19 protein-coding genes are annotated in these 19,492 nt (G+C 62.1%); 15 read left to right on the forward strand and 4 right to left on the reverse strand.

All coding sequences use genetic code 11. The features are described from left to right. The first annotated feature begins 4 nt into the window (after positions 1 to 4). Positions 5 to 247, forward strand: a complete 243-nt coding sequence (locus N551_RS36500) for a YciI family protein (protein WP_371180162.1) — start codon at positions 5 to 7, stop codon at positions 245 to 247. A 126-nt stretch (positions 248 to 373) separates the two neighbouring features. Here the strand turns inward: N551_RS36500 and N551_RS0134950 are convergent, their stop codons facing one another. Beyond that, a complete protein-coding gene (locus tag N551_RS0134950; RefSeq protein WP_027570880.1) occupies positions 374 to 1,573 on the reverse strand; it encodes an acetyl-CoA C-acyltransferase in 1,200 nt (399 codons plus the stop codon). Positions 1,574 to 1,743: 170 nt separating this feature from the next. On the opposite strand from N551_RS0134950, the gene N551_RS0134955 reads away from it, so the two are divergent. The 6 genes from N551_RS0134955 to N551_RS0134980 all read left to right on the forward strand — a co-directional run bounded on the left by N551_RS0134955 (position 1,744) and on the right by N551_RS0134980 (position 7,363). Next, entirely contained in the window at positions 1,744 to 2,355 is a 612-nt protein-coding gene (locus N551_RS0134955) for a TetR/AcrR family transcriptional regulator (RefSeq protein WP_027570881.1), read from the forward strand. 26 nt (positions 2,356 to 2,381) lie between these two features. Continuing rightward, complete coding sequence (locus tag N551_RS0134960; RefSeq protein ID WP_027570882.1) at positions 2,382 to 4,703, forward strand: molybdopterin-dependent oxidoreductase; 2,322 nt, start codon at positions 2,382 to 2,384, stop codon at positions 4,701 to 4,703. Positions 4,704 to 4,719: 16 nt separating this feature from the next. After that, positions 4,720 to 5,424, forward strand: a complete 705-nt coding sequence (locus N551_RS0134965) for an SDR family NAD(P)-dependent oxidoreductase (protein WP_027570883.1) — start codon at positions 4,720 to 4,722, stop codon at positions 5,422 to 5,424. A gap of 87 nt (positions 5,425 to 5,511) precedes the next feature. Beyond that, positions 5,512 to 6,279, forward strand: a complete 768-nt coding sequence (locus tag N551_RS0134970; RefSeq protein WP_035963434.1) for an SDR family oxidoreductase — start codon at positions 5,512 to 5,514, stop codon at positions 6,277 to 6,279. Between the two features lie 61 nt (positions 6,280 to 6,340). After that, positions 6,341 to 6,508 (forward strand): hypothetical protein, encoded by a 168-nt coding sequence (locus N551_RS38560; protein WP_197031219.1) that lies wholly within the window; start codon positions 6,341 to 6,343, stop codon positions 6,506 to 6,508. Positions 6,509 to 6,574: 66 nt separating this feature from the next. Beyond that, positions 6,575 to 7,363 (forward strand): crotonase/enoyl-CoA hydratase family protein, encoded by a 789-nt coding sequence (locus N551_RS0134980; RefSeq protein WP_027570885.1) that lies wholly within the window; start codon positions 6,575 to 6,577, stop codon positions 7,361 to 7,363. 414 nt (positions 7,364 to 7,777) lie between these two features. Here N551_RS0134980 and N551_RS0134985 read toward each other — a convergent pair whose 3' ends face one another. Continuing rightward, complete coding sequence (locus N551_RS0134985) at positions 7,778 to 8,566, reverse strand: DeoR/GlpR family DNA-binding transcription regulator (RefSeq protein ID WP_027570886.1); 789 nt, start codon at positions 8,564 to 8,566, stop codon at positions 7,778 to 7,780. A 258-nt stretch (positions 8,567 to 8,824) separates the two neighbouring features. Here N551_RS0134985 and N551_RS0134990 point away from each other — a divergent pair, with 258 nt between their 5' ends. From N551_RS0134990 to N551_RS0135030, 8 genes are all read left to right on the forward strand, one after another. Next, positions 8,825 to 9,844: an ABC transporter ATP-binding protein gene (locus N551_RS0134990; RefSeq protein WP_027570887.1), complete on the forward strand. Its 1,020-nt coding sequence runs from the start codon at positions 8,825 to 8,827 to the stop codon at positions 9,842 to 9,844. Positions 9,845 to 9,902: 58 nt separating this feature from the next. Continuing rightward, a complete protein-coding gene (locus N551_RS0134995) occupies positions 9,903 to 11,156 on the forward strand; it encodes an ABC transporter substrate-binding protein (protein WP_027570888.1) in 1,254 nt (417 codons plus the stop codon). 45 nt (positions 11,157 to 11,201) lie between these two features. Next, positions 11,202 to 12,122, forward strand: a complete 921-nt coding sequence (locus tag N551_RS0135000; RefSeq protein WP_035963518.1) for a carbohydrate ABC transporter permease — start codon at positions 11,202 to 11,204, stop codon at positions 12,120 to 12,122. Further along, positions 12,119 to 12,928 (forward strand): carbohydrate ABC transporter permease, encoded by an 810-nt coding sequence (locus N551_RS0135005; RefSeq protein ID WP_027570890.1) that lies wholly within the window; start codon positions 12,119 to 12,121, stop codon positions 12,926 to 12,928. Before N551_RS0135000 ends, N551_RS0135005 begins: the two co-directional genes overlap by 4 nt. After that, a complete protein-coding gene (locus N551_RS0135010) occupies positions 12,928 to 13,767 on the forward strand; it encodes an endonuclease/exonuclease/phosphatase family protein (protein ID WP_027570891.1) in 840 nt (279 codons plus the stop codon). The genes N551_RS0135005 and N551_RS0135010 overlap by 1 nt, the downstream gene beginning before the upstream one ends. Before the next feature lie 489 nt (positions 13,768 to 14,256). Beyond that, positions 14,257 to 14,451, forward strand: coding sequence for a hypothetical protein (locus N551_RS39510; protein ID WP_027570892.1), 195 nt, complete (start codon positions 14,257 to 14,259; stop codon positions 14,449 to 14,451). Continuing rightward, complete coding sequence (locus tag N551_RS0135025; RefSeq protein WP_051462984.1) at positions 14,423 to 14,875, forward strand: hypothetical protein; 453 nt, start codon at positions 14,423 to 14,425, stop codon at positions 14,873 to 14,875. Before N551_RS39510 ends, N551_RS0135025 begins: the two co-directional genes overlap by 29 nt. Positions 14,876 to 14,931: 56 nt before the next feature. After that, positions 14,932 to 16,758 carry an SDR family oxidoreductase gene (locus tag N551_RS0135030; protein ID WP_027570894.1) on the forward strand — a complete coding sequence of 609 codons (1,827 nt, stop codon included), beginning with the start codon at positions 14,932 to 14,934 and terminating at the stop codon, positions 16,756 to 16,758. Here the strand turns inward: N551_RS0135030 and N551_RS0135035 are convergent. Continuing rightward, the gene (locus N551_RS0135035) at positions 16,718 to 19,117 is read right to left on the reverse strand and encodes a glucose/quinate/shikimate family membrane-bound PQQ-dependent dehydrogenase (RefSeq protein WP_035963521.1); all 2,400 of its coding nucleotides are present in this window, start codon (positions 19,115 to 19,117) and stop codon (positions 16,718 to 16,720) included. The two genes, N551_RS0135030 and N551_RS0135035, sit on opposite strands and share 41 nt — an antisense overlap. Positions 19,118 to 19,122: 5 nt before the next feature. Further along, positions 19,123 to 19,491 carry a cytochrome c family protein gene (locus N551_RS0135040; RefSeq protein WP_027570896.1) on the reverse strand — a complete coding sequence of 123 codons (369 nt, stop codon included), beginning with the start codon at positions 19,489 to 19,491 and terminating at the stop codon, positions 19,123 to 19,125. Position 19,492: the final 1 nt, after the last annotated feature.

Here is a 19,492-nt window from a genome sequence, read left to right on the forward strand (position 1 = left end):
GACCATGAACGCCGATGAGAAACAGTTGATGAAGCAGCACGGTGCCTTCCTGGATGATCTGCTCGCAAAGGGGCAGATCGTCGCGCACGGTCTCGTCATGGACCCGCGTGGCGGTTATGGCGTGTCGCTCTACCAGATCGCGGATGATCTCGACATCGAGGTGATCACCTCGGAAGACCCCATCGTGAAGAATGGCGCCGGCCACTACGAGCATCACCCGATGCTGCATCTGAAGGCGCGCGGCTGAGATCCTCGCCTCGTCCAATTCGACCGCTTCAACCGGGCGCATCTGCCGCGCCCGGCGCGCAGGATTCAGCAATCGGCATGGCCGGTACGCCCGGAAACCAAAACGGTCCGGTTGCAGATTGACGTGCTAGCGGTGTATCACTCGCTCGATGGCGATTGCGGTCGCTTCACCGCCTCCAATGCAGAGCGCAGCCACGCCCCGCTTGAGATTTTGGGCCTCGAGGGCATGCAACAATGTGACGATCAGCCGCGCACCGGTAGCGCCGATGGGATGACCGAGCGCGCAGGCGCCGCCGTTGACGTTCAGCTTCTCCCTGGGAATGCCGAGGTCTTTCTGTGCCGCCATCGCGACCACGGCAAAGGCCTCGTTGATCTCGAACAGGTCGACATCGCCGACACTCCAGCCGACCTTGTCGAGCAGCTTGCGGATCGCCGGGATCGGCGCCGTGGTGAACCATTGCGGCTCTTGGCTATGGGTAGCATGACCTTTGATCTCTGCCAGCACGGGTAGGCCATCGCGATCGGCGAGAGAGCGTTTTGCAAGGATGAGAGCCGCGGCGCCGTCGGCATTGGCGGAGGAGGCGGCCGGCGTAATAGTGCCGTTGGCGCGGAACGCTGCCTTCAATCCGGGAATCTTGGCTGGATCCACTTTCAGCGGATGCTCGTCGTTCGCGATGATCCGTTGTCCGGCCTTTTCTGTGAGCGTGATCGGCGCGATCTCGGCCCTGAACGCGCCCCCTTCGACCGCGTTGCGCGCGCGGGTCAGCGTCTCGATCGCGTAGGCGTCCTGGTCCTTGCGAGTGAATTGATAAGCCTCCGCTGTGGCCTCGCCGAAATCGCCCATCGAACGCCCGGTTTCATATGCGTCTTCCAACCCGTCCATCATCATGTGATCAATGATCCGGTCGTGCCCGGCGCGATATCCACTCCTTGCTTTCGTCAGCAGATAGGGTGCATTGCTCATGCTTTCCATTCCGCCGGACAGCACGATCTCCGCTGACCCCGCGTTGATGATGTCATGGGCGAGCATGGTCGCCTTCATGCCGGAGCCGCAGACCTTGTTCACGGTGGTGGCGCCGGTCGCGTCGGGCAGTTTGGCGCCGCGCGCAGCCTGACGGGCCGGTGCCTGGCCCTGGCCGGCCGGCAGCACATTGCCCATGAACACCTCGTCGATCTTTTCAGGCGCCAGCTTCGCCCGCTCCAGTGCCGCACCGATAATGTGAGCGCCGAGCTTGTGGGCGCTCAGCGGCGACAACTCGCCCATGAACCGGCCAAGGGGCGTGCGAGCGGCGGAAACAATGACGATGGGATCGGAAACGGCGGCCATCGCGAACTCTCCTGCTGATATCTGTTGTTATATGATGATAGTCATATAAGATGGCAGGCATTGCAATGAAATCTTGCCGCAGCCGTCAAGAAAGCGCGGTTCGAGAATTGTTCCGAGGGGACGAGTACGATTGTACGGCCGGTCCTCCAGGGAGCTTGCACGGGGTGGTGATGCGTTACGGAGAAAACCACAGGCGTCGGACGCACCGTCGGATCGTTGAAAATGCCTCTTACGGTTTACGCCAGAAGGGCGCCAAAGGGCTCAGCGTCATCGATTTGATGAAGCTTGCGGGTCTGACGCATGGCGGCTTCTACAATCATTTCGAGTCGCGTGAGGCGCTTGTTGGCGAGGCGATCGCCTTTGCAATGGACCAAACGACCGAGCGCTGGAAAAAGCTGACTGACAACACGGCCAACGGCGAACGCTTCGCGAACTTGATTGCCGACTATCTGAGTCCGCGGCATCGAGACAATCCCAAACATGGTTGCGCCCTTCCAACCCTCGCTGTCGATATCGCTCGATCGGGCTCCAGCGAGCAGCAGGCGTTTGCCGACAAGCTGGAGAAGATGATCGACGTCTTTGTTGAGCTGCTTCCCGATCAGCCACCTCGACAGGCCCGCCAAATCGCGACCGGCGCTATCGCAACCTTGGTTGGATCAATCGTGCTGTCGCGCGCTGTTGGTGCTGGGAAGCTTTCCGACGGAATTCTCGCTGCGGGACGCATGACTGCCAGTGGCCGGACTCAAAAGCCTCGGCGTCGGGCGACAAGGACGATGCGCTGACAAATAACAATACCAGGGAGGTCACCATGACGGCCGGCAAGTGGCTCAAAACAGCCTGCAACCTGTGTTACATCAATTGCGGGATCGAGGTGTTCGTGAACAACGAGCGCCTCGAGAAAGTGCGAGGCGACCGTTCGAGCCCGAAATCACAGGGCTATCTCTGCAACAAGGCGACCCGGATTCCCTATTATGCCCATCACAAGGATCGGCTGACCAAGCCGCTACGTCGGCGCGCGGACGGAGGCTTTGACGAAATCGAGTGGGACGTGGCGATCGCGGAAATCGCGGCGCGGCTGCGCGAGATCGTGGACAAGCATGGCGGAAAGACTATTGCCCTTTACGGCGGTGGCGGGCAGGGCAACCACGCCGGCGGCGCCTATGCCAGCGGATTATTGCGCGCGCTGGGTTCGCGCAGCGTGTTCAACGCTCTTTCGCAGGAGAAGACCGGCGACTTCTGGGTCAATGGCCACATGTTCGGCAGCCAGACGTGTCACACAGCCGAGGATGTCCATCATTGCGATCTCTTGCTGGTCATCGGGGCAAATCCCTGGATCGCGCACGGCTTCCCCAATGCGCGCGATCATCTCAACCAAATCCGCAAGGATCCGACCCGCAAGCTGATCGTCATTGATCCCCGGCGCACCGAAACCGCCGAAATGGCGGATCTACATCTCGCAGTGCGTCCGGGTGCCGACACGTTCCTTCTTGGCGCGCTGCTGGCCACGCTTGTCCGCTCCGATCGGATCGACGACGCATTCATTCAGGAGCACACCGTCGGCTTCTCGGAAGTGAGGCAGGCGCTACTGGATATCCCCATTGAACAATGGGCTGCAGCCGCCGATATCTCGATCACGGACCTGGAGCGGTGCGCCGCGATGATCGCAGCCGCGAAGGCCATGGTGGTGCGGGTCGAGCTTGGCATCCAGCAGGGCATCAACTCGACGCTCAACTCCTATCTCGAGAAGCTCCTGATCATGCTTTCCGGAAATTTCGGCCGGAAAGGCACCAACCAACTGCATAGCTGGCTCCAACCGCTGTGGGGCAATTCGCCGAACCAGACCTTCGCACCGACTGGCGATGCAATTATCGGGGGCTTGTTGCCGCCCAACATCTTTCCCGAGGCGGTGCTCAACGACCATCCCGACCGGTTGCGCTGCGCTTGGGTCGACAGCTCCAATCCAGCCAACACGGCGGCAAACACCGAAGCTGTAGAGCGCGCGCTGCGCTCGCTCGACCTATGCGTCGTGGTCGACGTTGCGATGACCGAAACCGCACGGCTCGCACATTACGTTCTGCCGGCGTCTTCGCAGTTTGAGAAAACGGAATTCACCTTGTTCAATTTCGAGTTTCCGACGAACTATTTCCACGTTCGTGCGGGTGTCTTGGCGCCGCTCGCCGGGACCCTGCCGGAGCCCGAGATCTACACGCGGCTTGCGATCGCCTTGGGGCTTCTACCAGGTGACAATGTGCTGGCGCCGCTGCGCGAAATAGCACGGCGCTCGCGACCGGAATTCGCCGCGGCCCTTCGTGCTTTCATCGCGGAAAACCCAGGGGCAGTGCCAGCCCTCGTGCTCTACCATACGCTGGGGCAGACGCTTCCGGATGGTACCGCGGTCGCGGCGCCTATGTGGAGCGCGGCACTGGCTTGCGCGAAGCGGTCGCCGCAAGCGGTGCGACGGGCAATTGGTGCATCGGACGACGTGGCGGACCATCAACTTGGCGATCTCCTGTTCGACACGATCGTGACTGCGCGGCAGGGGACGGCGATTACCGAGCACGACTATGACGAGGTCTGGTCATTGATCAGCCATTCGGACCGCAGGGTTCGACTGGTGGTCCCGCAGATGTTCGAATGGCTCGCGCGGCTCGATCCACGTGCCGCGGGCGCGCCAAAGGAGTTTCCGTTCATGTTGGCAGCCGGCGGCCGCCGCATGTTCAACGCCAACCAGATCTTCCGTGACCCCGCATGGCGTCGCGAGGATCCGGATGGCGCCATGCTGATCAATTCGAGCGATCTGAGAAATCTGGGCGCGGAGGATGGTGACTGGGTCGCGGTGGAATCCGTGATTGGCCGGCTCGTCGTCCGCTGCAAGCTCGATGACGCCATGCGAAACGGCCAGCTGGCGCTGCCGCACGGCTATGGGCAGGCATACCCCGCGTCGGACGGAGAGCGACTGATCAATGGGCCACGTATCAATCTGCTCACAGAGAGCGGCAACCGCGATCCCATTGCCGGCACGCCCTACCACAAGAATGTTGCGGTTCGTTTGGCCTTGGTGTCCGCGCAGGAGGCAGCCGCCTATCAGTCGCAGTCCGAGCGAATTCATTTGAAAGCGGCCGGACAATAACGTGGAGAAAGTTCAAATGAGTGAGAAACCAGTCGCGATCGTGACCGGGGTCGGGCCGGGCACCGGAGCTGCCATCGTCAAGCGCTTCTCTGCCGGCGGGTTCCGTATCATAGCGCTGGCTCGCTCAGCCGAGCTCATCAATCGCCTGGCGCAAGAGCTTCCTGATGTCCACGCGGCGACCTGCGACGTTTCAGACGAAAATCAGGTGCGGACCGTCGTTGCGGATGTAAAGCGGCGTTTTGGCGCGGCTGAAGTTCTCGTCCACAACGCGGTCGGCGGAGGCTGGGGGAGCTTTCGGGAGATCGATCCGAAGATGCTGAAGGGCAATTTCGAGGTCAACGTGATGGGCTTGTTATACCTGGCGCGCGAAGTGGCTCCTGACATGATCGACCGAGGCAAGGGCGCAATCCTGGTGACCGGAAACACGTCTTCGATCCGGGGCAAGGCCAACTTCGCCGGCTTCGCGCCGACAAAGGCGGCGCAGCGCATTTTGGCCGAGTCGATCGCACGTGACGTGGGACCTCTGGGCGTGCACGTCGCCTATGTTCTCATCGACGCCGTGATTGATACGCCCAGAATGCGCGCGCGGATGAGCGACAAGCCAGATGAATTCTTTATCAAGCCTGCTGCCATCGCGGACGAACTCTATCATCTCTATGGGCAGAATCGATCGGCTTGGTCGTTCCTCACAGAGCTGCGGCCATTCGGCGAAAACTGGTGACGCCCGGCTAGCGGGAAGCAGGGTCACGGCGGTTTCCGTGTCATCTCTTCATGGAGAGCGCGACAACGCAGGACTGGAAAGGTCAAGATGATTGATATCAAAAGTTCCGTGCACGAGGTTGCGGTGATCGTGGGGGGCGGTCCGGGCATCAGCTCGAGTTGCGCCCGGCTGTTCGCGGAGAACGGCATGCGTGTCTGCGTCGCAGCCAGGAATCCCGAAAAGCCGGTCCTCGAAGCCTTGGAGAAGACGCATCGTGTGCTTCGATATGCCTGCGATGCAACTGATCCGGCGGCGGTGACACAGCTGTTCGGCAACGTCGTTCAGGACGTCGGCACGCCACGACTTGTCGTGCATAACATCGATGGCCGGGTTCCCGGCATTTTCCGCAAAAGCATCATCGAAGCCGACCCGGGCATGGCGTTCGAAACACTTCGCAACTCGGCGTTCAGCGCGTTTCTGGTCGGTCAACAGGCAGCCCGGCTCATGCTTGGGAACGAACCCGACGCCAACGGCGCCAGAGGAACAATCATCTTCACGAACGCCAGCGCGGCGCTCAAAGGCTTCCCATCAAGTGGCGCATTTGCAATGGCATGTCATGCCAAGTCCGGACTCGCGCAGAGCATGGCAAGAGAATTGATGCCGCAGGGCGTCCACATAGCGAATGTGCCGATCGACGCCGCGATCGGCTGGACCCAGGAAGACGGCACTCGCGCGCATCGGCTGGCGGGGACAACTGTCGACGACAATATGGCCGACCCCGACCATATCGCAAAAGCCTATTTGCAACTGCATCGTCAGCATCGGTCGACCTGGGCGTTCGAAGTCGTGCTGCGGCCTTGGGTCGAAAAATGGTAGGTGAGCAGCGTTGGAGCGCAGCCAAGTACATCGGCCGTGCAGCCGGGGCGCACGGGAGGCGGTGACTGACCTCGACGAGTTGATCCGCCGCCTCGATCGCGAGGAGTTCGATCTCGTCGCGGTGGGGCGGGCGCTGCTTCAGGATCCGCAGTGGCTGCTGAAGATACGCGACGGACGGACAGAAGAACTGATGGCTTTTGAACGGACTGCGTTTGCGGCGCTGAGCTGAGCAAAATTGACAGGTTAATTCTGCGCAACGTCGCGCAGTTGCCTAGGAGCATTCGGAGACCAGCAAATGACCGAGACGACGCAAGTCGGTCAGATCCGTACCGAGGTGCATGGGCATGTGTTCAAGATCGTCATCGACAACGTGGCGAAGAAGAATTCTTTCAGCCCGCAGATGATGGCGCAGATGTCGGATGCGATGACGCTTCTCGACCGCACCGACGACTATTGGGTCGGTGTGCTCTGCGCCGACGGCCCGGACTTCACGGCAGGCCTTGATATGCCGAAGTTCTTCGGACCCAAGGCCGAAAATACCGAGATCAAGCCCGGCAACATCGATGCGTTCGCGCTGAAAAGCCGGTGTCGTAAGCCGATCGTGACGGCCGTGCAGGGGATCTGTTTCACGATTGGCATCGAAATGATGTTGGCCGGCGACATCGTTGTGGCCGCCGACGACGCCCGGTTCTGCCAAATGGAATCCAAGCGCGGGATCGCGCCGCTCGGTGGCGCCCATTTCCGGTACGTGGCGCGGGCAGGATGGGGGGATGCGATGTATCATCTGTTCTTGTGCGACGAGTTCAGCGCGGCGCGGGCGTATAAAATCGGGTTTGTTCAGGAAGTCGTCGCTCCTGGTCAGCAGATTCCCCGCGCGATGGAAATTGCTGGTCTGATCGCCAAGAACGCTCCGATCGGCATTCAGGTAACCAAAGAGGCCGCGCTGAAGTACATTGAGGCCGGCGAAAGAGCGGCGATCGACTATATCCTGAAAATCAAGGACCGCGTTTTCAGCAGCGAAGACATGAAAGAAGGCATCCAGTCTTTCGTGGAGCGTCGCCCGGCGGTGTTCCGCGGAAAATAGATCCGGCTGGCTACCCCGATAGACGGCGAGGTCGACAGCAGCGGCATCAAGAGAATATTGATCTTCTCGGCAAGCACGCCTTTGTCTGTGCGGACCGAGCGAGCGGCCGAGCGCCTTCCGATCTCTGACGGTATTTGAATTTACACCGCACCAGTGCGCGCACGGCAATCTTCGCCCCCACACAGTGCCGACAGTCGATTGACCCCGATAGGTACCGGAGCCACCAGCGTTGCGAGCGGCTCGAATTTTCCGTGAATTCAAGACCGAAAAATCGCAGTGGGTATATCGTCGGGATTTGTCCGTCACACGTGGAGAATTGTGCTTACAAATCAGCCGAAACGGCGTCCGATATAATTGAGGGGGCGTAGGGGCCGCGGCCTTGGCGACTGCTGGCGCGGGTTAATTTCGCGCAGGCTACGTGGCTCCGGCACGCGCGGCATCGGATGCGTGAATGCGCTCGGCAAATTTGGCGCCGACCGGTGTAAAGGCCGGTGGCAGCGGCCCGTCGGTGAATAGGTGGTTACAATCGGCGAGATGTCCGCCGCGCACCGTGGCGTTGCGGCCGAATTTTGTCGTGTCGGCGACCAGGACGGCGGTGCGCGAATTGGCAACGATGGATTGCCGCGCCAGGACTTCGTCGATGTGAAAGTCGAGCAGCGCACCGTCCTGATCGACGCCTCCGACGCCGAATATCCCGTAATCGGCTCGATAGCCCGAGAAAAAGCGGGCCGCCGCTTCGCCCACGATGTCCCGGTCGAGCGAACGGAGCGTGCCGCCCGCGATCGTGATTTCCACGTCGGGATTTTGTGCGAACGCTGCGGCCACATTCAGATTGTTGGTGATCACGCGCAGATCCTGACGGCGGGATAGCGCCTGCGCGACATATTCAGGTGTTGTACCCAGCCCGATCATAAGCGACGCCCCGTCGGGAATGAAGCTCGCAGTCGCGTGTGCGATGCGCCGTTTGGCGTCGGCATTCAATCCCTGTCTGCTTCCATAAGCGAGATTCTGGCTTTGAACGGGCAGGCTGACGCCGCCGTGCATTCGCCGGAGCAGCCCTTGATCGCAGAGCCCGTTCACGACGCGGCGAATGGTCTGCTGCGTGACGTCAAAACGCGTTGCAAGCTGCTCGATCGAGGCGAAGCCTTCGTCGCGCACGATCTCCAGTATGTAGGCCTGACGTGACGAGACTGTCTTGAGCATAGGGCTGTCCGTTCGAAACAAACTATCATCCGAACGTTTAGGGCGCAATTTTCTGTTTCATATGCTGCTCCAATATGTTCATATGAACAAAATGACTTGCCGCGCCGGCGAACGTTGCGTGGCCATCGGGAGGGACGGCATGGATCTGTCTGCTCATGGCGACCAGCTTTGGGCTGCTCCGCGCGAGCAGGATGCTGCGAGCATGCCGAGCTATGTCTGCGCGCGGCGCAGAGCCCTGCAGCTGAGAGCGAACGGGCCATGTCAGCGATTACGCTGAGTCATGTCTCCAAGTTCTGGGGCGCGATGCGCGCCGTCGATGACGTCAGTCTGACGGCGGACGAGGGCTCGCTGCTGGTGCTGCTGGGACCGTCCGGCTGCGGCAAGTCGACCACGCTGCGGCTGATCGCCGGCCTTGAGAATGCTGACGCCGGCACGATCGCCATCGGCGGCGTCGACGTGACCCATCTGACTCCGGCGCAACGGAAGATCTCCATGGTCTTCCAGTCGTACGCGCTGTTTCCGCATTTGAGTGTAGCCGAGAACATCGTCTTCGGCCTGCGTGTGCGTCGCGTGTCGCGCGCCGAACGAGACGAACGGCTCCGGCGTGTGGCCGAGATCGTTGGCCTTGCGCAGCTGCTTGAACGCAAGCCGTCGCAGCTGTCCGGCGGCCAGCGCCAGCGGGTTGCACTGGGGCGAGCCATCATTGCGGAAGCGCGGGTCTGCCTCATGGACGAGCCGCTTTCAAATCTGGACGCCAAGCTGCGGCATGAGATGCGGACGGAGATCCGCGCCCTGCAACAGCGGCTCGGAATGACGATGGTCTACGTCACCCACGACCAGACCGAAGCCATGACGATGGCGGATCGCGTCGTGCTGATGCGCGATGGTCGTATCGAGCAGAATGGCACACCGGAGGAGCTATATAACCGGCCCGCGACGGCGTTCACGGCGCGGTTCATCGGCACGCCGCCGATGAATCTTTTGCGCCATGGCGATCATCTCATCGGCATCCGGCCGGAGCATATCCGCATCGTGTCGGGCGGGGATCATTTTGCGCGCGTCAGGGCGATCGAGCATCTTGGGGCCGACAGCATCGTTCTGTGCGAGGTCGATGGTCAGCCGATTTCAGTGCGGCTCGAAGGTTTCAGCAAGGTTCGGCCAGGCGAGGATGTCCGGATCGCGTGGGAACCCGGGCTCGAGCATCGGTTCGATTCGAATTCGGAAGCTCGCTTGGAGACCATCGTCAAAGAGGGCCAGCGGGCGATAACCGGTCGATAGCAGCGGCTGTTTCAAACGTGGTAACGAAGGAGATTGTCACATGTTTGCGCGACGAACGATGTTGATAGCAGCGGCACTCGCCGTGCTTTCGATGGCTGCCCGCCCGGCCGCCGCCGTGGATCTGACCATGTACTATCCGGTCGCGGTCGGCGGTCCCGTCACCAAGATCATTGACGACATGGTCTCGCGCTTCGAGAAGGACAATCCGGACATCAAGGTGACGGCGGTCTATGCCGGCAACTACACCGATACCATGACCAAGGCGATGACCGCCATGAAGGGCGGGCAGCCGCCGCAACTGTCGGTGTTGCTGTCGACCGACGTGTTCACGCTGATGGACGAGAACGCCATCGTGCCGTTTGACGATCTCGTCGGCGACAAGGCCTGGTTCAGGGAGTTCTATCCGGCGTTCATGGCGAACGGGCAGATCGACGGCAAGACCTGGAGCGTGCCGTTCCAGCGTTCGACCATTGTGCTGTACTGGAACAAGGACGCCTTCAAGGAGGCGGGCCTCGATCCCGAGAAAGCGCCGGCGTCCTGGGACGAAATGGTCGAGATGTCGAAGAAACTGGTCAAGAAGGATGGCGGCAACACGACACGCTGGGGCATCGAAATTCCCTCGACTGGTTATGCCTACTGGATGCTGCAGGCGCTGGCGATCGAGAACGGCCAGAAGATGATGAACGAGCCCGGCAACGAGGTTTATCTGACCGCCCCGAAGACGGTCGCCGCCCTCGAGTACTGGGTCGACCTGTCGCGCAAGCACAACGTCGCCCCCGCCGGCAGCATCGATTGGGCGACGCTGCGCAACGATTTCCTCGAAGGCAAGACGGCGATGATGTGGCACACCACCGGCAATCTGACGGCGGTCAAGGACGCCGCGAAATTCCAGTTCGGTGTGGCCATGCTGCCGGCCGGGGCGCGGCGCGGATCACCGACCGGCGGCGGCAATTTCTACATCTTCAAGAGTGCGTCTCCCGACCAGCAGAAGGCGGCCGTCAAGTTCATTCAATGGATGACGGCTCCGGAACGCGCGGCGGAATGGAGCATGAAGACCGGCTACGTGGCGGTGTCGCCGGCCGCCTACAAGACGCCGACGATGGAGGCCTACGCAAAGGGCTTCCCGCAGGCCACAGTTGCGCGCGATCAGCTGGAGCATGCGGTGCCGGAGCTCTCCGTCCATGAGAACGGCCGCATCTACAAGTTTGTCGGCGATGCCGTGCAGGCCGCGATCACGGGCGCGCAGAAGCCGCAGGAGGCGTTGGCTGCCGCGCAGCAGCAGTCCGACCGCGTCTTGCGCGCTTACAAATAGGGACGAGGCGGGATGGCGCGCCGCCGCCATCCCGCCGGCTCACAGATGTCCGACGAGGTCGCCTCATCGCCAATCGCCCCGCGCCGCGCCCGATCGCAGGCGTGGTGGAACACCGTGAACGCCTGGCTGCTGCTGTTGCCGGCGGCCGTCCTGCTGATCGCATTCACGCACTTCCCGATTCTGGCGACGATCCGGCATTCGCTATTCGTCACACGCCGGAACGGCACCGAGGCCTTCGTCGGGCTTGACAGTTATCGGTCCATGGCGGCCGATCCGATCTTCTGGAAGGCGCTGGTCAATAATTTCTGGTTCGCGCTCGGCACGATCCCTACCTCGATCGCCCTGGCTCTGGTGATGGCGATCTGGGTCAATCGCAACATGCGCGGCCGCGGCTTTCTGCGGCTGGCCTACTTCACGCCGACCGTGCTGCCGATGATCGCCGTCGCCAACATCTGGCTGTTCTTCTACACGCCGGACTATGGGCTGCTCGATCAGTTGCGCGGCCTTTTCGGTCTCGGCGGCTGGAACTGGCTGGGCGATCCCTCGACGGTGATGAGCTGTCTGGTCGTGATGGTGATCTGGAAGGAGGCCGGCTTCTTCATGATCTTCTACCTGGCGGCGTTGCAGCAGCTCTCGCCGGATCTCGAAGAGGCCGCGTCCATCGAAGGCGCGAGCCGGTGGTACACGTTTCGCCGGATCACGTTCCCGCTGCTGATGCCGACCACGCTGTTCGTGGCAATCAACGCAGTCATCAACTCCTTCAAGCTGGTGGACCATCTGGTCATCATGACCAAGGGCGGTCCGAACAACGCCAGCACGCTGCTGCTCTACTACATTTATGAGGTTGCCTTCACCTTCCAGGATTCCTCTTACGCGGCAACACTGACGGTTGTACTTCTGATGCTGCTGAGCTCGGTTGCGCTGATCAAGTTCGGTTATCTCGATCGCAGGATCCACTATCAATGAAAGGCCGGACACGCCCCATTGAAGCCGTCGCAGCATGGCTCCTGGCTTTGATCTGGCTCGCCCCATTGGCCTATGCCTTCTGGAGCGCGCTGCATCCGGCCGCTTACGCCACGTCGTTCAGCCTGTCCGCGCCCTGGACGCTGGAGAATTTTGCCCGGGCCTGGAACCAGGCGCCGTTCGCCCGGTACTATCTCAACACGGTCGTGCTGGTGACCCTGATCCTGGTCGGCCAGCTCATCCTGTCGACGCTGGCCGCCTATGCCTTTGCGCGCTTCAAGTTCAGGGGCAGCGGCATCGCTTTCGCCCTCGTTCTGCTCCAGCTGATGATCATGCCCGACGTCCTGATCGTCGAGAACTACCGCGCGATCGCCAAGCTGGGATTGCTCGATACGATCCCTGCGATCGCGCTGCCCTATCTCGCGAGCGCCTTCGGCATCTTCCTGCTGCGGCAGACTTTCAAGGGTGTGCCCCAGGAGTTGGTGGAAGCCGCCCGGGTCGAGGGAGCGGGTCCGCTCGGAATCCTGTGGCGGGTCTATGTCCCGCTGGCTCGCCCGACCTACGTCGCCTTTGGCCTCGTCTCCGTCAGCTATCACTGGAACAATTTCCTGTGGCCGTTGATCGTCACGAATTCGGTGGAAGCGCGGCCGCTCACGGTGGGGCTTGCCGTATTCGGCGCGCCTGAGACCGGTGTGGATTGGTCAGTGATCACGGCGGCAACCGTGATGACGATGGCGCCGCTGCTGATCGCGTTTCTGCTGTTCCAGCGCCAGTTCGTCCAGTCGTTCATGCGTGCAGGCATCCGGTAATGAGACTTCTCACCTGGAACATACAGTGCGGCAAAGGATGCGACGGCGTGACCGATCTGGCGAGGATCGTTGCCGTCGCCCAGCAGACGCTCGACGCGGACGTGTTCTGCTTCCAGGAGGTGAGCGCGAACTTCTCCAGATTTGGTGATGGAGGGGATCAGAGTGAACAGCTGGCAGCCCTTTTGCCCGGCTACTCCGCAATATTCCGACCTGCTATCGAAACTGTCGATCGTGATGGCAACCTCCATCGCTTCGGCAACATGACGCTGTCGCGGTTGCCGGTGCTGCAGATCGCCAACCACCTGCTGCCATGGCCGGACGCAGCCACGGTGCGCAGCATGCGCCGTCACGCCCTGGAGGTGACGGTTCAGGCCTCGTTTGGCGCGGTCCGCATTGTCAACACGCATCTCGAATTCCATTCGGCCGGTCAGCGCGAGGCACAGATCGCCCGTCTGCTGGATTTGCAGGAGGAGGCGTCGATGAGCCCGAAGCAGGCCAGCTCCCGGCACGACGAGCCGTATGGAAGTCAGACCGTCGCTGCGTCGAGCCTGCTGTGTGGCGATTTCAATTTTGACGTTGCCGACCCCCAGCACGCATTGATTGCCCGATCCGGCCGGCCCGGTCTGGCCTATCGGGATGCATGGATCGCCGATGGCCGCGACCGAACGCGTGCGCCGACTTGCGGAATCTACGACCGCGCGCAGTGGGCCGACGGGCCCGACTGCCGCGACTTCATTTTCGTGACGGAAGATTTGACCGGCTACGTTCGCAGCATCCAGGTCAACGAAGCGACCGATGCCTCCGATCACCAACCCATTGCAATCGAACTTTCGGAATAGAGGAATGTGCAGGCGATGCAGAAATTCCGGCGGCCACGCTGCTCATTGCGCGATCCCAGCGCCACAAACCTTGAGGGCGTTTGGCAACTACTCGGGATAGAGCTGAACGTCCTCCGGCCTTGGCTTCTTAAAAAAGGATGAAGACCAAAGGATTGCCGGGCTCGGACATTGCGTCGCTGCGTTCGCCGGTTATCTCTCCGGCGACGGCGCTTGTATACTCCGCAATCACCTCGAAACTTGTCATTCCGACATAGATATTCGAGCTTCTCCAGGCTCGCGGTGGTGTCGCGACGTGATGCCGGACTCCTCAGACCCCTACCTCCAAGATGCCGGTGTTTGAAGTCGTGGCGCCCAAGGCGATTGCGCCCGCCCTCGGGCTAGGTGAGCGCGGCCGGCAATGGACGCCAGCGAAATTTTCAGATCATTAACAATGTTGAATCACAGACCGGAGCGATTGCCCTAGCGTGAACCTTTCCGCTGGGGCTTTCCATGATCGATACGGCGACAAAGGCGTTGTTGCGCACCGTTCTCGACGAGGTGTGTGAAGGTGTTCCACGCTGTGAGATCGGCGCCCGGACCCACGTGGCCTCGAAGCTTCTGGAGACTGCAAGCAGGGGGGACATCTCTGCGGATCGCCTCAAACAAGCGGCCCGCAATGCTCTCTCAGAAGTCCCGACGATGTGACGATGGTCATGTGGGGGCGGGGGTGAATTTCCACGTGACGGTCCTCAAGATCCTGGTGAGCTACCCGGATGGGTTCGCTGCCCTGGAGGATCTCAAGCGGGATATGGCCATTCTGGCGACCAGCGGTCGCGACTGGACCGAGCGCACCCGGCGGCTCGCCGGGCGGGTGCCGGGGCTGGACATCTTTTCGCAAAGGCTGATCGACCGGACAAATGGCGGGTGGCGCATCACGGCCAAGGGCCGCGCCGTGCTTGATCTGATGGAAGCTCGTCCGGACCATGCGCCGATTGCCTGCGAACAACCTCCCTCAGAGCCGGAGTGCGTACCGGCGATCACGCGGCACTTTCCGGCGGAGAGGGGGCGAGGCCGGCTCGCAGCGCGCCGTCGCCGACGCAACGCTGGCCAGCAGGCTCGGGCGTCCTAGCAAGGAACGAGCGTCACTCCCAAAGCTTGAGCTACGCCCCGTGATGGAAGATGCTCATGCAAAGTTCCGACGCCACCTTGTCGACCGCCCGTCTGTCGCGCGTGACGGACGATATCTGGGTCGTGGACGACGCCCCGATCAGCGCCGCCGGTCTAAAACTTCCGGTGCGTATGACCGTCATTCGGCTCTCGAACGGCGATCTCGTGCTGCATTCGCCGGTAAGATATTCGCCGGCTCTCCGCGGTGAGCTGGAGCGGCTTGGGACGATAAGGTACTTGCTCGCGCCGAATATCGCGCACTGGATGTTCCTGTCCGACTGGCAGAGAGAGCTGCCGCCGGCGACGACTTTCGCGGCGCGCGGCCTTGCGGCACGCAGGCAAGTTCGAGCGGCACGTATCCGCATCGACCGCGAGCTTGGAGAGGCGACGCCCGAGGAATGGAGGGCCGACCTCGAAGCCGTCTCGGTGAACGCTCCGATGTTCTCCGAGATCGAGCTGTTCGACAAGCGCAGCCGGACACTGATCCTGACGGATCTCGTGCAAAATCTCGATCCCAACGATCTCAGCGCGCCAAATGAGGCGGCGGCAAACCTCCTGGGCATTTCCAAGCCAAACGGAATGGCGCCGGTCTATCTACGGCTTCTGCTGCGCCTCGGCGGCCGTTCCGTGCGGTCCGCAGCCGAGCGGCTTATACGGCTGTCTCCGGAGCGGGTGATCTTCGCGCATGGCGACTGGTTTGAAGCGGAGGGAACTGAGCGCCTCCGGCGATCCCTGCACTGGCTGCTTCCGGCGGCCCGCTCCGGATCTGAGCCGCGGCAAATGACCGGCACGCGCGTCGTCATCACCGGTGCCTCGAGCGGAATCGGGCGTGCTGCGGCGCTGGCCTTCGCGGGCAAGGGCGCAAGCGTGGTCTTGGCGGCACGCCGTGCCGAAGTCCTGACGAGCCTCGCCGCAGAATGCGAGGCGCTCGGAGGCCGCGCATTGGCGATCCCGACCGATGTCACCGATGCCGAGGCGGTGCAGCGGCTGGCCCGAGAGGCCGAAGACGCGTTCGGTGGCATCGACGTCTGGATCAACAACGCCGGCACGGGCGTTTTCGGGGCTTATCAGGACGCGGATATCGCGCTTCATCGCCGAACGATCGAGGTCAATCTCCTCGGCACGATGCATGGCGCTTTCGCGGTGCTTCCGATCTTCCTCCGCCAGAACCGCGGCATCCTGATCAACAACATCTCGCTCGGCGGCTGGACGCCGACGCCTTTTGCTGCGGCCTATACCGCGAGCAAATTCGGCCTTCGGGGCTTCACCGCTAGCCTGCGTCAAGAGCTCAGTGCTCGCCGCAACATCCATGTCTGCGGCGTCTTCCCGGCCATGGTCGACACGCCGGGCTTCGTCCACGGCGCCAACATGTCCGGCCGGACGCTTGATCCCGGTCCGCTGCTGTATCAGGCGGAGGACGTTGCCGAGACGTTCGTGAGCCTCGTCCGCGCGCCCCGAGACGAAGTCGCCGTGGGCTGGCCGGCTCGTGCCGGCCAATTTGCCTACGCGATGGCTCCGCAGATTACCGAGAACATCGTGGGAGCTGCCTTCCGCTACCTGCTGTCGCGCGCGCGCCCCGCAAAGAGCAGCGAGGGCACCATGATTGAAGCTGGTCCGCAGGGTACGTCGATCGATGGCGGTTGGCTGTCACGTAAGCAGCTCCCACCTGCCGGCGTCATCAGTCAGGGGCTCGCGGCGCTGGGAATAGCTGCGGGCGTAGCTCTCCTGGCGTCAGCAGTTGCGCGTCGCGCCGGCAGATCGGGACAAGGCGTGGGCAAGTACAAGCAAGTCCTGCCGAGGCAGATCACGGCAGCGCGTAGGCTCGCACGTAATCGCCGAGTTTAGTTCCGAATGACCCGTGGCCGCCGTCGACCGTCACGACATATTGCTTGCCGCCAGCCTCATAGGTCATCGGCGTCGACTGGCCGCCGGCAGGAAGGCGGTTCTGCCAAAGCTGTCTGCCATCGCGAACGTCAAACGCGCGGATGTAGTCATCCATCGTTCCCGTGATGAAGATGACGCCGCCCGCGGTGACGATCGGACCGCCCAGCATGGGAACGCCGAGCTTGAATGGCAGCGGCAGCGGGGCCTGATCGCGTATCGTGCCGATCCGATGCTGCCAGGCCACCTTGTGCGTCCTAAGATCGATCGCTGCGATGTTTCCCCACGGCGGAGCAAGACAGGGAATGCCGAGCGGTGAGAGGAAAATGCCGAGATCAACGCCGTAGGGGGCGCCGTACATCGGCTGCACGCCCAGCTCGGTTCCTGGTGGATGCGCCGCATTCGGCGCGGCCGGATTGTCCTTTCCGCGCGGCACCAGGCGAGAGATGAAGGGAATCGATTGGGGATTCGCGATCGCGATCTGGCGCTGCGGATCGACGGCAATGCCGCCCCATTCGAACATGCCGAAGTCTCCGGGAAACACCAGCGTGCCTTGTTCAGACGGCGGAGTGAACGGCCCCTCATAGCGCAGGCGCTTGAACTTGATCCGGCAAGCGAGCTGGTCGAACATCGTGCTGCCCCACATCTGCGCGTCCGTAAGTTTGCCGGAGGGGCGGAAGCTCAATTCCGAAAATGGCTGGGTTGGCGACAGCCGGTCTCCATTCGCGGCGCCCTGAGGCACCGGCTTCTCCGGTGCGGGCACCAACTGACGCCCGTCGCGCCGGTCGAGCACGAAGATGTCGCCAGTCTTTGCCGGGATGTAGATCGCCGGCGTCACGCCGCCGTTAGAGCGCAAATCGACCAGACTGGGCTGCGACGGCATATCCATGTCCCAGAGATCGTGGTGCACGTTCTGGAACGACCAACGCAGTTTTCCGGTCAAGACATCGAGCGCAATCAATGCCGAATCGTAGCGCTCGTTTTCGGGCGAACGGCCGCCGCCCCAGATATCCGGAGAACTCGAGCCGAGCGGCACGTAGATGAGTCCGAGCTTCTCGTCGACCGCCGAAATGCTCCACGAATTGGGTGAGCCGGCTGTAAAATGATGCGAGGCCGAAGGCATCTCGTTCGGATCGGAATTCCCGGCATCGAACGCCCAGAGCAACCGTCCCGAATAGATATCGAAGCCGCGGATCACGCCCGACGGGACGCGATCGGAATAGTTGTCGATCACCGCTCCGCCGACGATCAGAACCTTGCCCGTGACGACGGGCGGCGAGGTGCCCTCGTAGAAGCCGAGTGTCTGGATTTCGCTGCCTTGCTTGAGGTCGATCTGTCCCTGGTTGCCAAAACTCTGGCAAGGCACACCGCTCTGGGCATCGAGAGCGAACATCCGCCCGTCGTTGGTTGGTACGAAAATGCGTCCCGCACAATCGTTCGGGGCCGGCGCGCCGTCGGCAGTCACGGCGCCGGGCCTGGTCGCGTGATAGGAAACGCCGCGGCAGGTCATGTGCTGGAACGCCTTGTTGTGCTGGACTTGCGGATCGAATTTCCAGCGCAGTTGTCCGGTCGCAGCTTCGAGCGCGAACACGATCTGGTGCGGCGAGCAGGTGTAGAGGAGATCCCCCACCTTGAGCGGCGTTGCCTGGTTGGTGATCTCGTCGGGGTCATCAGGGCCCTTGTGGTCACCAGTGCGGAATTCCCAGGCGAGCTTGAGGTCCTTGACGTTGTCCTTGGTGATCTGGCTCAGCGACGAGAAGCGCGTACCAAAGCCGCTGCCGCCGTAGGCCGTCCAGTTCTGGCCGGCAGCGGGTTGGTCCGGTTCGGGAGACGCAATGGCCCCCGTTGTTTCGCCCTCAGGTATCGTGCCGGCTAGATCGCGGCGATCGCTCGTCAGGGACATGCCGACGACGATGGCTGCGGCGATCAACACAAGGCCGAGCGCCCATCGCGCCGCGCGCAAGCGAGGCGCGAGGCGAGAGGCAATGAAGGGCAGCATCAGCCATAGGCCAAGCGGCACGAGCACGTCGCCGCGCGGCGCCAGCGACCAGAAATCGAGGCCGGCCTCCCAGATCGCCCAAGCCATCGTTCCGGCCAGCAGCGTGGCATAAATCCAGAGCGCCTCGGCGCGACGGCGCGCGAGCAGCCAGCTCGTGAGCAGAAGCATGATCCCCGCGATCAGGTAGTAGACGGAGCCACCGAGCGCTGCGAGCCAGGCACCGCCAGCCAAGAGGCCCAGTCCCATGATGGCGACAACCACGACGGTGATGGCCAGCAATGGCGCGTCACGGAACCAATTCGTTGAACGATGTGTCGGAGTCATGATGGTCACTTGAGCGTATAGAGAAACGCCGCGATGTCCCGCGCGTCTTTTTGCGGGATACCCATTCTCGGCATCGCATTGCCCGGCAACGCCCGCTGTGGATCCTCGATCCAGTCAGCCATGTTGTCCGGCGAATTGTGGATGTAGCCGGCGATGTAGGTCCGCGTGCCGATCCGATGCAAGGGTGGGCCGACATTGCCTTCGGCGCCGGCAATGCCGGGAATATCGTGACAGCCGCCGCACTGGTACTGCTTGACGAGGTCGGCGCCACGACGCGCGTCGCCGGTGAAGTTGTCCGGGCCCGCAGCCTCGCAGGCGGCGGTAGCGGTAGCCAGGAGTGCAGTGACTAGCAATTTCGCGATCGGATTTACCATC

This window comes from Bradyrhizobium sp. URHA0013, from assembly GCF_000518345.1.
In the GTDB taxonomy this organism is placed as follows: domain Bacteria; phylum Pseudomonadota; class Alphaproteobacteria; order Rhizobiales; family Xanthobacteraceae; genus Bradyrhizobium.